General features: G+C 66.8%; 9 protein-coding genes. 5 read left to right on the forward strand and 4 right to left on the reverse strand.

The window, feature by feature from the left end; translation table 11 throughout:
* Nucleotides 1-4: 4 nt before the first annotated feature.
* Nucleotides 5-835, reverse strand: a complete 831-nt coding sequence (locus EX20_RS09240; RefSeq protein WP_034193351.1) for a MetQ/NlpA family ABC transporter substrate-binding protein — start codon at nt 833-835, stop codon at nt 5-7.
* Between the two features lie 431 nt (nt 836-1,266).
* Between EX20_RS09240 and EX20_RS09245 the strand changes: the two genes are divergently transcribed.
* From EX20_RS09245 to EX20_RS09265, 5 genes are all read left to right on the forward strand, one after another.
* Nucleotides 1,267-2,631, forward strand: a complete 1,365-nt coding sequence (locus EX20_RS09245) for a 2-hydroxycarboxylate transporter family protein (RefSeq protein ID WP_034193352.1) — start codon at nt 1,267-1,269, stop codon at nt 2,629-2,631.
* 185 nt (nt 2,632-2,816) lie between these two features.
* A complete protein-coding gene (locus EX20_RS09250; protein WP_034193353.1) occupies nt 2,817-4,703 on the forward strand; it encodes a sensor histidine kinase in 1,887 nt (628 codons plus the stop codon).
* Nucleotides 4,693-6,054, forward strand: coding sequence for a sigma-54-dependent transcriptional regulator (locus tag EX20_RS09255; protein WP_011880921.1), 1,362 nt, complete (start codon nt 4,693-4,695; stop codon nt 6,052-6,054). The genes EX20_RS09250 and EX20_RS09255 overlap by 11 nt, the downstream gene beginning before the upstream one ends.
* 16 nt (nt 6,055-6,070) lie before the next feature.
* Nucleotides 6,071-6,292: a DUF3579 domain-containing protein gene (locus EX20_RS09260; protein ID WP_011880922.1), complete on the forward strand. Its 222-nt coding sequence runs from the start codon at nt 6,071-6,073 to the stop codon at nt 6,290-6,292.
* Nucleotides 6,293-6,555: 263 nt separating this feature from the next.
* Nucleotides 6,556-7,407, forward strand: a complete 852-nt coding sequence (locus tag EX20_RS09265; RefSeq protein WP_011880923.1) for an alpha/beta fold hydrolase — start codon at nt 6,556-6,558, stop codon at nt 7,405-7,407.
* A gap of 807 nt (nt 7,408-8,214) precedes the next feature.
* Here the strand turns inward: EX20_RS09265 and EX20_RS09270 are convergent.
* From EX20_RS09270 to ceoB, 3 genes are all read right to left on the reverse strand, one after another.
* Nucleotides 8,215-8,577: an aegerolysin family protein gene (locus tag EX20_RS09270; protein WP_034193354.1), complete on the reverse strand. Its 363-nt coding sequence runs from the start codon at nt 8,575-8,577 to the stop codon at nt 8,215-8,217.
* A 450-nt stretch (nt 8,578-9,027) separates the two neighbouring features.
* Nucleotides 9,028-10,563 carry a multidrug efflux transporter outer membrane subunit OpcM gene (gene opcM, locus EX20_RS09275; RefSeq protein WP_034193355.1) on the reverse strand — a complete coding sequence of 512 codons (1,536 nt, stop codon included), beginning with the start codon at nt 10,561-10,563 and terminating at the stop codon, nt 9,028-9,030.
* A 10-nt stretch (nt 10,564-10,573) separates the two neighbouring features.
* A complete protein-coding gene (ceoB, locus tag EX20_RS09280) occupies nt 10,574-13,774 on the reverse strand; it encodes a multidrug efflux RND transporter permease subunit CeoB (protein ID WP_011880927.1) in 3,201 nt (1,066 codons plus the stop codon).
* Nucleotides 13,775-13,814: the final 40 nt, after the last annotated feature.

Genomic DNA, 13,814 nt, shown 5'->3' on the forward strand with positions numbered 1-13,814 from the left:
TCCGTCACCAGGCGATCGCGTACAGCGAGCCGAATGCGTTGTCGAGCGCGCGGCGCACGGCCGGCGAGTGCTGATAGATCGCGATGAACTTGCGGATGCGCGGGTCGTTCACGCTGTCGGGCCGCACGACCCACTGGAGCGCGAAGCTCTTGTTCTCGGTGCCGTCGAACAGCAGCGCGCCGTTCGGGTCGGCCGTGCCGGCGAGCTTGATGAAGCTCGGGTAGCCCTGCGCGAGGTCGACGTCGTCGAGCGAGCGCGCGAGCTGCGACGCCTCGAGCGGGATGATCTTCAGATGCTTCGGGTTCGATACGATGTCGCGCGTGGTCGCGCGGTAGTCGACGCCGGGCTTCAGCGTGATGAGCCCCGCGCGCTGCAGCAGCAACAGGCCGCGCCCGCCGTTGACCGGGTCGTTGGCGATCGCGACGCGCGCGCCGTCCTTCAGTTCGTCGAAGCGCTTCACCTTCTTCGAATAGAGGCCGATCTTCATGATCGTGCCCGGCGCGATCGCGACGAAGTCGTAGCCGGCCTGCTTCTTCGCGTTCTCGAGAAACGGGATGTGCTGGAAGTAGTTGACGTCGATGTCCTTGTTCGCGAGCGCCGCGTTCGGCGTATTCCAGTCGGTGAACTCGACGATCTTCACGTCGAGGCCCTGCGCCTTCGCCTCCTTCGCGGCGATCTTCAGCGCTTCGATCTGCGGGCTCGTGGAGAGGCCCACCTTCAGCGGCGCTGTGTCGGCGCGCGCGCCGTTGAGCAGCACGACGCCGAGCAGCGCTGCGGCCAGCACGCGAGCCGCGCGGCCGGGGGAAAAGCGGGCGGAAAAAACGGCATGCAGCATGGAAACCACTCTCCTGGGCAAAGACGGTAGCGACGGATGAGCGACGCCGCGGCGAACGCGCGGGCGTTCTCCGGAGGTGGTCGTCACATCGGAAAAGGATCAGCCGATGATAGAGAGCGGCGGATGGGCGGTCTACGAAGCGATTGTGCGAAGAAAATCGCGCGTGGCGATATGGCGCGATCGCGGTCCGCAAGCGCGGGGCCGCACGCACGAGCGCACGCCGCCGGCTGAAATCTCGGCCTGCGCGCGGCGCGAATTCCGAAATCTCGGCCACGCGAGCGCGGCCGAGATTTCAGCTGACGAAACGAATCCTTTGGAATCAACGGCTTGCGAAAAATCGGGCAGGCCGAATTTCTGGCACGACGGTTGCGTTACAGACGGCACACGATGCCGCGAAGCCATGCAGGCATTCCAACATCAGGAGACACGTCTTGCAGACCTCTATCCATACCCCATCGCATCCCGAGCCGGTTGCCCACGCCAGCCCCGCCACGCGCGAGCGCTTCTGGCCGCACGGCTGGTGGAAGCTGATGGAAATCCGCATCGGCATCATCCCGCTGCCGATCTACGTGATCCTGTTCGCGCTGATCGTCGGGTTCGTGGTGACCGGCAAGGTGCCCGGCGAAATCTCGATGGCGATCGCCGTGCTGGCGTTCTTCGGCTTCACATGCGCCGAGCTCGGCAAGCGGCTGCCGCTGTTGCGCAACATCGGCGCGGCCGCGATCTTCGCGACCTTCGTGCCGTCGGCGCTCACCTACTACCACGTGCTGCCGAAGCCGGTGTTGAATCTCACCGTCGAATTCACGAAATCCACCAACTTCCTGTACCTGTTCATCGCGTCGATCATCGTCGGCAGCATCCTGAGCATGGACCGGCGCGTGCTGATCCAGGGCTTCGTGAAGATCTTCGTGCCGCTCGCGGCCGGCTCGATCGCGGCCGCGATCGTCGGCACGGCGGTCGGCACCGCGCTCGGCCTCGGCGCACGCCACACGCTGCTGTACATCGTCGTACCGATCATGGCGGGCGGCGTCGGCGAGGGCGCGATTCCGCTGTCGATCGGCTATTCGGAACTGATGCACCTGCCGCAGGGCGAGATGTTCGCGATGGTGCTGCCGTCGGTGATGCTCGGCAGCCTGACCGCGATCATCCTGTCGGGCGCGCTCGACATGCTCGGCAAGCGGCTGCCGCACCTGACCGGCAACGGCCGCCTGCAGGTCGGCGAAAGCGGCGACATGACGCCCGAGAACGAGGAGATCCGCGGCCACGTCGACGTCACGCACATCGCGGGCGCCGGCATCACCGCGATCACGCTGTACCTCGTCGGCCTGATGGCGCACAAGCTGTTCGGGCTGCCCGCGCCGGTTGCGATGCTGTTCCTCGCGGTGCTCGTGAAGCTCGCGCGCGCGGTGTCGCCGCCGCTGCAGGAAGGCGCGTTCGTCGTCTACAAGTTCTTCTCGACGGCCGTCACCTATCCGCTGCTGTTCGCGATCGGCGTCGCGATGACGCCGTGGGACAAGCTGACCGCCGCGTTCACGGTGGTCAACGTGATCACGATCGTGTCGACCGTCGCGACGCTGATGGGCACCGGTTTCGTGGTCGGCCGCCTGCTGAAGATGTACCCTATCGACACCGCAATCGTGAACGCCTGCCACAGCGGCCAGGGCGGCACCGGCGACGTCGCGATCCTGACCGCCGCGAACCGCATGCAGTTGATGCCGTTCGCGCAGATCGCGACGCGCATCGGCGGCGCGATCGTCGTGACCGTGACGCTGATCCTGGTCGCACACTTCGGATAACGCAGCGCTGCGCGCGCGAGCGCGCCGGCCGCTTCGCACGCGCCGCCGCCGGCTTTGCCGGTGTGCGGCGCGCGTCGTTTGGAAGTGTCGTTTCGAGGCGTCGTTTGGAAGCGGCCTGGCGGGGAGCCGGCAGCAAAGAGCCGGTAGCGGAGGACCGCTAACGGACGGCCGGTAGCGCGGCATCGATGAGGGCGAACGTGCAGAAGAGCTTCAAAGGTATCCCGTGGTGGGGCTGGGTGTCGGCCGCCGCGCTGTATGTCGGCGTGGCGGGCGCGGCCGTCGATTTCGCGTGGGAACGCGCGATCGACGCGCTGGAGGAAACCGGCGCGCACCGGCTCGACCTCTATGCATCGAGCCTGAAGAGCGAACTCGGCCGCTTCGAGATCCTGCCCGCGCTGGTCGCGCGCCAGGACGGCGTGCGCGCGCTGCTGAAGGCCGCGCCGCACGACGCGCCCACGCTCGTGCATGCGGTGAACACCTATCTCGAAGCCGTGAACCGCGACGCGGGCAGCGGCGCCGTCGACGTGATCGACCTGCGCGGCGAGGTGATCGCCGCGAGCAACTGGAACGAGACGATCAGCTTCGTCGGCACGAACGTGTCGTACCGGCCGTACTTCAAGGACGCGCTCGCGCGCGGCAGCGGCCGCTTCTTCGGGATCGGCACCAATACCGGCGTGCCGGGCGTCTACTTCGCCAGCGCGGTGCGCGACGACGGCGTGCCGATCGGCGTGGCGGCGGTGAAGATCAGCGTCGACCCGCTGGAATCCGCGTGGCGCGCGCCGGGCGTCGCCGCGATGGTGGTGGACGGCAACGGCGTGGTCGTGATCTCGACCGAGCCCGCATGGAAATTCGCCGCGCTGCGCCCGATCACCGCGCAGCAGCAGCGCGACATCCAGGCGTCGCGCCAGTACGCGGGCCGCACCGTCGACGCGCTGCCGTACCGCCGTATCGGCGACCGCAGCTCGGCCGCGTGGTTCGGCACCTTTCCCGATCCGCGCCGCGCCGGCCGCACCACGCGTTATCTCGTGATGTCGCGCCCCGCGCCGCAGGCCGGCGATTCGTTGATGGTGCTGCTCGATATCGCGGGCGCGCGCCGCCAGCAGCAGACGGCGTTCGTGTTCGTCACCGGCGCGTTCCTGATCGCGGCGCTGCTGGCCGGCTACGCGATCCAGCGGCGCCGCGCCATCGTCGCGCGGCTGAACGCGCAGGACGCGCTGCGCCGCGCGAACGACCGGCTCGAGCTGACCGTCGCGCAGCGCACGGCCGCGCTGACGGCCGCGAACGAGCGCATGCAGCGCGAGATCGTCGAGCGCGAGCGCACCGAGCAGCGGCTGCGCGATTCGCAACAGGAAGTCGTGCACGCGGGCAAGCTCGCGGTGCTCGGGCAGATGGCGGCCGGCCTCACGCACGAGCTGAACCAGCCGCTCGTCGCGATCCGCACGCTGTGCGACAACGCGCGCACGTTCTTCGAGCGCGGCCAGCCGGCACCGGCGCTCGCGAACCTCGAACGGATCGGCAAGCTGGTCGACGGCATGGCCGTGCTCACCGGCGAGCTCAAGACCTTCGCGCGCAAGCCCGACGTCGAGCGCGTCGCCGTATCGCTGAACGAAGCCATCGCGCATGCGCGGCTGATCTACGAAGCGCGGATCCGCGACGAAGGCGTGCAGCTCGACGTGAACATCGCGCCGGGCACGACGGTGTCCGCCGAATCGAGCCAGTTGCAGCAGGTGATCGTGAACCTGCTCGGCAATGCGCTCGACGCCGTGCGCGACGCGCCGGTGCGGCGCATCGTCATCGAAGCGAGCGGGCCGGACGACGCCGGCCGCGTGCGCTTGACCGTGGCCGACAGCGGCGCCGGCATCGCGCCCGACGTGCTGCCGCACCTGTTCGAGCCGTTCGTCACGACCAAGCCGCGCGGCCAGGGGCTCGGGCTCGGCCTGGCGATCACGTCGCGCATCGTCGACGCGTTCGGCGCGCGGATCGCCGCGGCGAACCGCGACGAAGGCGGCGCGCAGTTCATCATCGAATTCGCGGCGGCGACGCCGCCACAAAGGACAGAGCATGGAACATGAGATCCGCGTGCTCGTCGTCGAGGACGACGAGAACGTGCGCATCGGCGTCGAGCAGGCCGTCGCGCTCGCCGGCTTCCCGGTCGACGCGTTCGCATCGGCCGCTGACGCGCTCGCGCACGTCGCGCCCGGCGCACCGGTCGTCATCGTGTCGGACGTGCGGATGCCCGGCATCGACGGGCTGCAGTTGCTCGAGCGCGTGATGGCCGTCGACGCGCAGATTCCGGTCGTGCTGATCAGCGGTCACGCCGACATTTCGACGGCCGTCGGCGCGATGCACGACGGCGCGTACGACTTCATCGAAAAGCCGTTCTCGTCGGACCTGATCGCCGGGCGCGTCGCGCGGGCCGTCGAGAAGCGCCGGCTCACGCTCGAGGTGCAGGGGCTGCGCGCCGCGCTCGACAACTGGCACGGGATCGACGCGTACGTGCTCGGCAAGTCGCCGGCGATGGCCGACGTGCGCAAGAAGATCCTGCGGCTCGCCGACACGTCGGTGTCGGTGCTGATCACCGGCGAGACGGGCACCGGCAAGGAACTGATCGCACGCAGCCTGCACGACTTCGGCGGACGGCGCGACGCGCATTTCGTCGCGCTGAACTGCGGCGGTCTGCCCGAGCAGGTGTTCGAGAGCGAGCTGTTCGGCCATGAGGCCGGCGCGTTCACCGGCGCGATCAAGAAGCGCATCGGCAAGATCGAGTGGGCGCACGGCGGCACGCTGTTCCTCGACGAGATCGAGACGATGCCGATCCCGCTGCAGATCAAGATGCTGCGCGTGCTGCAGGAGCGCGTGGTCGAGCGGCTCGGCGCGAACGAGCTGATTGCGGTCGACTGCCGCGTCGTCGCGGCGTCGAAGGCCGACCTGACCGAGCTCGCTGCCGACGGGCGCTTCCGTGCGGACCTGCTGTACCGGCTCAACGTCGCGCAGATCGAGCTGCCGCCGCTGCGCGAGCGGCGCGAGGACGTGCCGCTGCTGTTCGAGCATTTCGTGCTCGCGGCCGCGCGGCGTTTCGGGCAGCCGGCGCCCGTCGTCAGCGCCGCGCAGGTGTCCGAACTGATGACGCACGCGTGGCCCGGCAACGTGCGCGAGCTGCAGAACGTCGCCGATCGCTTCGTGCTCGGGCTGACCGGCGACAGCCTGCTGTCGTCCGGCGGCGCGCCGACGGCCGGCAGCACGCTCGCCGAACAGATGGCGTATTTCGAGCGGATGCTGATCGAAGACATGCTGCGGCGTCACAACGGCAACGTCGCGGACGCGAGCGTTGCGCTCGGGATGCCGAAGAAGACGCTCTATCACAAGCTGCGCAACCTGCGGATTCCCGCGCGCGGCGATGCGGCCGCCGACGGCGGGGAATGAGGCCGCGTATGCGGGCATGGATCGCGGCCGGATCGGCGGCGATCTGACGCGCGGTGTCACGCGCGACTGGTCCGAGTGGCTCGCGATGCCGGTGGTCGACGGCCGCGTCAAATGCCTGTTCGTCGCGGACGCGTTGCGCGTCATGTGCGCCGATGCATTCGACTTCGCGATGCCATTCGCTGCGGACAACGATCTACCTGGCGAGCTTCGGACCTTGGCCGCGCCCGCGGCGCGATAACGCGCGAACGACGTCGCGCGACCTTCATTTTGCGCAGCACGCGGTCGCGTCCGATGCGCGCCCGCGCGGCCGCACACGCTGGCTTTCAGCGCGGAATCAAACCGTCAGACGATTGAAGGCTGAAGTGCGTACCACGCTGCGACAAGGGTTTTCGGCGTTGTCATCAATAAAATTGATCGTGACGATGAAAATAATGCGTTTTTCTTGCAGGTCGCGGTGAGGCATAGTTGCGGCGTGATGACGCACCCATTGAGTTTTCAGTCATGAACATGCGAATCGAGCCTTCGGTGCTCGCCAACCCGGACCTGCAATTTGCGACGCTTTCGTCGGGCATCAGCCTGCCGTATGTCGAGCGGGGCAGCGGCGCGCCGATGGTGTTCGTGCACGGATCGTTGTGCGACTACCGCTACTGGGAGCCGCAACTCGCGTCGCTGTCGGTGCACTACCGCTGCATCGCGCCGAGCCTGAGCCACTACTGGCCGGCCGTCGAAGCGGGCATCCAGGACGAGTTCAGCTGGCAGAACCACGTCGACGAGCTGGCCGAATTCATCGACGCGCTCGATCTCGGCCCCGTTCATCTGGTCGGCCATTCACGCGGCGGCAGCGTCGCGTTCAACGTCGCGCGCCAGCATCCGCAGCTCGTCGACACGCTGACGCTCGCCGATCCCGGCGGCCCGCTGCAACAGCCGGGCGTGCGCGAAGCCGCATTGCCGGCCGCCGCGATCGCGCTGCGCACGCAAGCCGTGAAGCTGATCGGCGCAGGCAACGTGGAAGCCGGCCTCGAGATGTTCGTCGACTCGGTCAGCATGCCGGGTGCGTGGAACAAGAGCACGTCGCGCTTCCGCATGATGGCGATCGACAACGCGAGCACGCTGCCGAAGCAGCTGCAGGACCCGTTGCCCGCCTATTCGCAACACACGGCGTCGGATATCGCATGCCGCACGCTGCTGATCGACGGACAACGCAGCCCGAAGATGTTCCGCCACAACGTCGATACGCTGTCGCAGTGGATCGGCGCTGCGCAACGGCAGACCGTCGCCGGCGCATCGCACGGGATGAATGCGGCGAGCCCGGCGGTGTTCAATCGGTACGTGCACGAGTTCGTCACGGCGTAAGGTGGGTGGGCGGTGTGTGTGCCGCCCGTTGAACGCGCTGTTGCCGAGGCGAACGATGTGCATGTCCGCATGCGATCGCTTCGGATCCCTTTGCGTTGTCGGCGGCAGCCTTTATGCGCGGCGCGCGCCGACGCCGCAAGCACGGCCGCACGGCCGCCGCGAAATCCAATCCAATCACGCTCCTGGTCCTTCCCTGACCGCCACACGCGTCAACGCGCGCGTGTGATCTTGCGCGGACGTTTGGTTAGCGGATGGGATGCGAACGAGGCTGATGGGGAAGATGTTTCACGCGGGGATGAGGCGCGGCGGTGATTGAGTAGGGGCGCGGATGGTTCTGCGCGGGTGCGTCCGTAGCGGCAGGCGTCGCCTTCGCTGCGTGACCGCTGACCTTCATGCACTGCCGGTGCGCGTGGCGGGACGCCACTGCGCCATTGGAAGTCGGCGGGCAGGACTGACCGTTAGTTGCGACGTGGAATGAAGGCCATGCGTGAAAACGTCAGCAGCAAAGTCGTCGTCATGGCACCAGCAGTTGGCGGCATCGCTGAACCGCATGACTCAACGGCTTCGCTGCCGCCTGCCAGGCGGCGATCGAATTTTCCAGTAGCGTTCCCGCGGACGCGGGTTTCCAACGAACGATGGCTGACACGCTCCCGTTGCGAAGCAGCAGCCGTTCGAATGACAGCGCCGGGTATCAGGCGCGCGGCTGGAACCGACCGATCGCCAAGGGCGCGAGATCCGGCCAAGCCCTCAATACGTCCGTCGAGCACTCGCGCCCCATCGAGACGGGCGCGAGCGCCTCACACGGCGTCAGCCCTTCTTGATGTAGAAGTTGACGGTTGCGTTATCCCCGGAGCCACCGTCATAACCAACCTTATAACCCGCGGCACTAACGGTGATCGAGTATCCGTTATTTCCGACATAGGGGTTGTCCCAGTAAAGCCTGACGTTCTCGATACCGCCGCCGTCTGCAAATTGATATTGAAGCTGACCTTCCGTTCCCGTCATAAAACCGTCCGAATCGCTTTCCCATTGGCCAGTTTGGCCATCCGGGATTTTCTCCGGAGGATATGTCACCCATTCCCCGTGCAGCAGGTTGATCGACGCGGGATCCAGGAATAACGTGTTCCCCGAATTGTTTTGCAACTTCACGACAGTGCTTCGCGCAGACATATCGGTCTCCAAAATAAAGTTGATAGCGCATCACGGCGACTTAACGCGATCCCGATGCGCTTCAAACATAGGACACACCCATCCGCTTCGAAAGCTGACAGTTATAGCAGCGCAAATCAACTCAATAGTTCAATAGACTATTTTTTGATTTAAAACACAAACAAGCAGAAATCTAGAATCGCAAGGGTAGAAGCGAGCGTTACCAGAACTGCAACAGTTCAGCTATCCGAACGCTCCAGTCAATGCAGTGGCCGCATAGTTACGCCATTACGGGCCGACTTGCTCGCGAGCCGCCCATTCAGCTTTTCGAGCCAGCGACATGGCCGATCGCGAGCGACGCCCCGCCAATCCGTCGTCGAACCACAAAAAAAACCGGCACACAGCCCTAAGCCTGCGTACCGGGTTTCTTCACTTCAAGACTGGCGAGCGAACCCCACCCGCCACTCCCCTTCACCGCGCCGCCACCTCCGCCTTGCCGGTCGCCGCATCGCCGACCGCCGTCGGCGCCGGTCCCCACCCGCCGCCAAGCGCACGAATGAGATTGACGGTCGAAACCGCCTGCGCCCCAGTCAACTGATTCGCCTGCAATTGCGACTGCAGCACCGACCGCTCGCTATCGATCACGTCGAGGTACGCCACTTCCCCTTCCTGATACTGCGTACGCGACAGCGTCGCCGAACGGCGCGACGCATTGACCGCGGCATCCTGAGCCCGAATCTGATCGTCGAGCAACCGCAGATCGGCGAGATTGTCCTCGACCTCGCGGAACGCGACGAGCACCTGCTGCCGGTAGTTCGCGACCTGCTCGTCGTACTGCGCGCGCGCCTGCTGCACGCCGGCCGCACGCCGTCCGCCGTCGAACAGCGGCAGCGTCAGCGCGGTGCCGGCGAACGGCCCGAGCAGGAACGTGCGGCTCGACCACAGGAACAGATCGCCGAGCGTCGACGCCTCATACCCGAACGCGCCCGTGATATCGAGCTTCGGGAAATACGCCGACTTCGCAAGGCCGATCCGCGCGTTCGCGGCAGCCATCGCGCGCTCGGCCGCCGCCACATCCGGGCGGCGTTCGAGCAGCGCCGACGGCAGCCCCGCAGGGATCTTCACCGCGACCGGCACGATCGGCGTTTCCTTGAACGCGAAGTCCGCGGGCGCCTTGCCGAGCAGGATCGCGAGCGCATGCTCGGACGCCGCGCGCCGCCGCGCGACGCCGACCGCATCGGCCTGCGCGCTCGCCAGCTCGTTCTTCGCACGCGACACGTCCAGCTCGCTGATGTCGCCTTCGTTGAAGCGGCGCTGCACGAGCTTCAGCGCCTCTTCGCGCAGCTCGACCGTGCGACGGTACAGATCCTGGTCCGAATCGAGCTGGCGCAGCTCGAAGTAGTTCTGCGCGACGTCCGCCTGCAGCGCGAGCTGCACCGAACGGAACAGCGCCTCGCTCTGCGCCTGGTCGGCACGCGACGCCTCGACGTTGCGGCTCACGCGGCCGAACAGGTCGGCCTCGTACGACACCGTGCCCTGAGCACGCCACAGCGTCGCGTTGGTCGGCCCCGTGCCCTGCGGCTGGAACTGCGACGCCGACGACGCCCCCTCGCGCGTCGGCCCAAACCCGACGCCGACCTGCGGGAACCACTGCGAGCGCGCGGTGCGGGTCGCCGCACGCGCTTCCTCGACGCGCGCGGCCGCGGCCTTCAGGTTCTGGTTCGCGGCGAGCGCCTGCGACTCCAGCGCGTCGAGCACCGGATCGCCGAACACCTTCCACCATTCGCCGCGATGCTCGGCGTCGGCCGGCTCGGCGGTCTTCCACGTGCCGGCCTGCTCGCCGGCGGCGAGCGTCGGCGCTTCCTTGAACGCCGCGGGCGTCGCCACGTCCGGGCGCTTGTAGTCGGGTCCTACCGCGCACGCGGCGAGCAGCGTCGCGAGCAGAGTGCTCGCGGCCGCCAGCTTCGCGACGCGCACCAGGCCGTTCGTGTTGTGCATGTTGTCCATCTTGTTGTCCTCAAGCATCCGAAGCCGGTACGCCGTGGGCCGGCCCGCCGTAGCCGGCCGAGTCCTTGCCGGCCACGTGAATCTTGCCGCCCGCCAGCGTGCGCAGCACGACGTAGAACACCGGCGTCAGCATCAGCCCGAACAGCGTCACGCCGAGCATCCCGAAGAACACCGCGACACCCATCGCATGACGCATTTCCGAACCGGCGCCGGTCGACGTGACGAGCGGCACCACCCCCATGATGAATGCGATCGACGTCATCAGGATCGGGCGCAGCCGCAGCCGGCTCGCCTCGATCGCGGCCTCGAGCGGCGTACGTCCGTCATGCTCGAGCTCGCGCGCGAATTCGACGATCAGGATCGCGTTCTTCGCCGACAACCCGACCAGCACCATCAACCCGATCTGCGTGAAGATGTTGTTGTCGCCCTGCGTGAGCCACACGCCCGTGAGCGCCGACAGAATGCTCATCGGCACGATCAGGATCACCGCGAGCGGCAGCGTCAGGCTCTCGTACAGCGCGGCCAGCACGAGGAACACGAGCAGCACGCTGATCGGGAACACGTACATCGCCGAATCGCCCGCCAGAATCTGCTGGTACGTGAGGTCGGTCCACTCGAACCGCACGCCGCGCGGCAGCGTTTCATGCGCGATGCGCTCGATCGCGGCCTGCGCCTGCCCCGACGAGAAGCCCGGCGCCGGGCCGCCGTTGATGTCGGCCGCCGTGTAGCCGTTGTAGCGCACGACCATTTCCGGGCCGAACGTCGGCGTCACCGTGACGAGCGACGACAACGGCACCATCTCGCCGCGATCGTTGCGCGTCTTCAGCTGCAGGATGTCGTCCGCGCGCTGCCGGAACGGCGCATCGGCCTGCACGCGCACCTGGTACACGCGTCCGAAGCGGTTGAAGTCGTTCACGTACAGCGAACCGAGATACACCTGCATCGTGTTGAACACGTCGGTCACCGGCACGCCGAGCTGCTTCGCCTTCACACGGTCCAGATCGACGTTGAGCTGCGGCACGTTGATCTGATAGCTCGTGAACAACGGGCCGAGTTCAGGCGCCTGCTGCGCGCGCTTGATGAAGTCGTTGGTCGCATCCGACAGCTTCGCGTAGCCCACCGCGCCGCGATCCTCGATCTGCATCTTGAACCCGCCGAGCGTGCCGAGGCCGAGCACCGGCGGCGGCGGGAACACCGCGACGAACGAGTCCTTGATCGCGCCGTACTTCTGGTTCAGCGCACCAGCGATCGCGCCGGCCGACAGCGCCTTGCCGTGCCGTTCGGAGAACGGCTTCAGCGTGACGAACACGATGCCCGCGCTCGAGCTATTGGTGAAGCCGTTCACCGACAGCCCCGGGAACGCGACCGCGCTCTCGACGCCCGGCTGCTTCAGCGCGATCGAGCCCATGTCGCGGATCACTTTCTCGGTGCGGTCGAGCGACGCGCCGTTCGGCAACTGCGCGAACGCGATCAGGTATTCCTTGTCCTGCGCGGGCACGAAGCCGCCCGGCACGATCCGCGACACGAGCACGGTCGCGCCCACCAGCACGAGATACACGCCGAGCATCAGCGTCTTGCGCGACAGCACGCCGCGCACGCCGCGGCCGTAGTTCTCGGCGCCGCGATGGAACACCTTGTTGAAGCCGCGGAAGAAGCCGCCGAGCGCGCGGTTCATCACGCGCGTGAGCCAGTCTTCCTTGTCGCCGTGGCCCTTGAGCAGAATCGCGGACAGCGCCGGCGACAGCGTCAGCGAGTTGAACGCCGAGATCACCGTCGAGATCGCGATGGTCATCGCGAACTGCTTGTAGAACTGGCCGGTCAGGCCCGACATGAACGCGAGCGGCACGAACACGGCGACGAGCGTCAGCGCGATCGCGATGATCGGCCCGCTGACCTCCTGCATCGCCTTGTAGGTCGCCTGCCGCGCGTTCATCCCGCTTTCGATGTTGCGCTCGACGTTCTCGACCACGACGATCGCATCGTCGACCACGATCCCGATCGCGAGCACCATCCCGAACAGCGACAGCGCGTTGATCGAATACCCGAATGCGAGCAGCAGCGAGAACGTGCCGACGATCGACACCGGCACCGCGATCAGCGGAATGATCGACGCGCGCCAGGTCTGCAGGAACACGATCACGACGATCACGACCAGCGCGATCGCCTCGAGCAGCGTGTGCACGACGGCCTTGATCGACGAACGCACGAACTGCGTCGGGTCGTAGACGATCTTGTAGTCGACGCCGGCCGGCATGTCCTGCTTCAGCTCGGCCATCGTCTTGCGCACTTCGTCGGAGATCTGCAGCGAGTTCGCACCCGGCGACTGGTTGATCGCCATCGCGACGGCCGGCTTGTTGTCGAGCAGCGAGCGCAGCCCGTACTCGGACGCATCCAGCCCGATCCGCGCGATGTCGCGCAGATGCGTGACGCCGCCGTCGGGCGTCGTCTTCACGACGATGTCGCCGAACTCGTCTTCGGTCTGCAGACGGCCGCGCGCGTTCACCGACAGCTGCAGCGGCGTGCCCGGCAGCGACGGCGACGCGCCGATCACGCCGGCCGCGACCTGCACGTTCTGCTCGCGGATCGCCTGCACGACGTCCTCGGCCGACAGCCCGCGCTGCGCGACCTTCTGCGGATCGAGCCACACGCGCATCGCATAGTCGCCCGAACCCCACAGCTGCACCTGACCGACGCCCTGGATCCGCGACAGGCGATCCTTCACGTTGATCAGCGCGTAGTTGCGCAGGTAGGTCATGTCGTAGCGGTTGTCCGGCGAGATCAGGTGGACCACCATCGTCAGCGTCGGCGAGCTCTTCACCGTGGTGATGCCGAGCCGCTGCACGTCCTCCGGCAGGCGCGGCAGCGCCTGGTTCACGCGGTTCTGCACGAGCTGCGTGGCCTTGTCGGGATCGGTGCCGAGCTTGAACGTGACGGTGATCGTCATGTTGCCGTCGCTGTTCGCCTGCGACTGCATGTACAGCATGTCCTCGACGCCGTTGATCTGCTCCTCGAGCGGCGATGCGACCGTCTCGGCGATCACCTTCGGGTTGGCGCCCGGATACTGCGCCTTCACGATCACCGACGGCGGCACGACTTCCGGATACTCGGAGATCGGCAGCAGGAACATCGCGATCACCCCGCCGAGCAGGATGATCACCGATAGCACGCCTGCGAAGATCGGCCGGTCGATAAAGAATTTGGAAATGTTCATGGGTGGCTCTGTCTGGTTGAACGCGGAAATCGAAGCGGCG

Origin of the sequence: Burkholderia sp. WP42 (assembly GCF_000745665.1) — a bacterium.
In the GTDB taxonomy this organism is placed as follows: Bacteria; Pseudomonadota; Gammaproteobacteria; order Burkholderiales; family Burkholderiaceae; genus Burkholderia; species Burkholderia vietnamiensis.

Coding starts and splice junctions, on each gene's coding strand:
- opcM (WP_034193355.1), bottom strand. CDS start 10,563: ATGGACAACATGCACAACACGAACGGCCTGGTGCGCGTCGCGAAGCTG.
- EX20_RS09260 (WP_011880922.1), top strand. CDS start 6,071: ATGGATCGCGGCCGGATCGGCGGCGATCTGACGCGCGGTGTCACGCGC.
- EX20_RS09270 (WP_034193354.1), bottom strand. CDS start 8,577: ATGTCTGCGCGAAGCACTGTCGTGAAGTTGCAAAACAATTCGGGGAAC.
- EX20_RS09250 (WP_034193353.1), top strand. CDS start 2,817: ATGAGGGCGAACGTGCAGAAGAGCTTCAAAGGTATCCCGTGGTGGGGC.
- EX20_RS09240 (WP_034193351.1), bottom strand. CDS start 835: ATGCTGCATGCCGTTTTTTCCGCCCGCTTTTCCCCCGGCCGCGCGGCT.
- ceoB (WP_011880927.1), bottom strand. CDS start 13,774: ATGAACATTTCCAAATTCTTTATCGACCGGCCGATCTTCGCAGGCGTG.
- EX20_RS09265 (WP_011880923.1), top strand. CDS start 6,556: ATGAACATGCGAATCGAGCCTTCGGTGCTCGCCAACCCGGACCTGCAA.
- EX20_RS09255 (WP_011880921.1), top strand. CDS start 4,693: ATGGAACATGAGATCCGCGTGCTCGTCGTCGAGGACGACGAGAACGTG.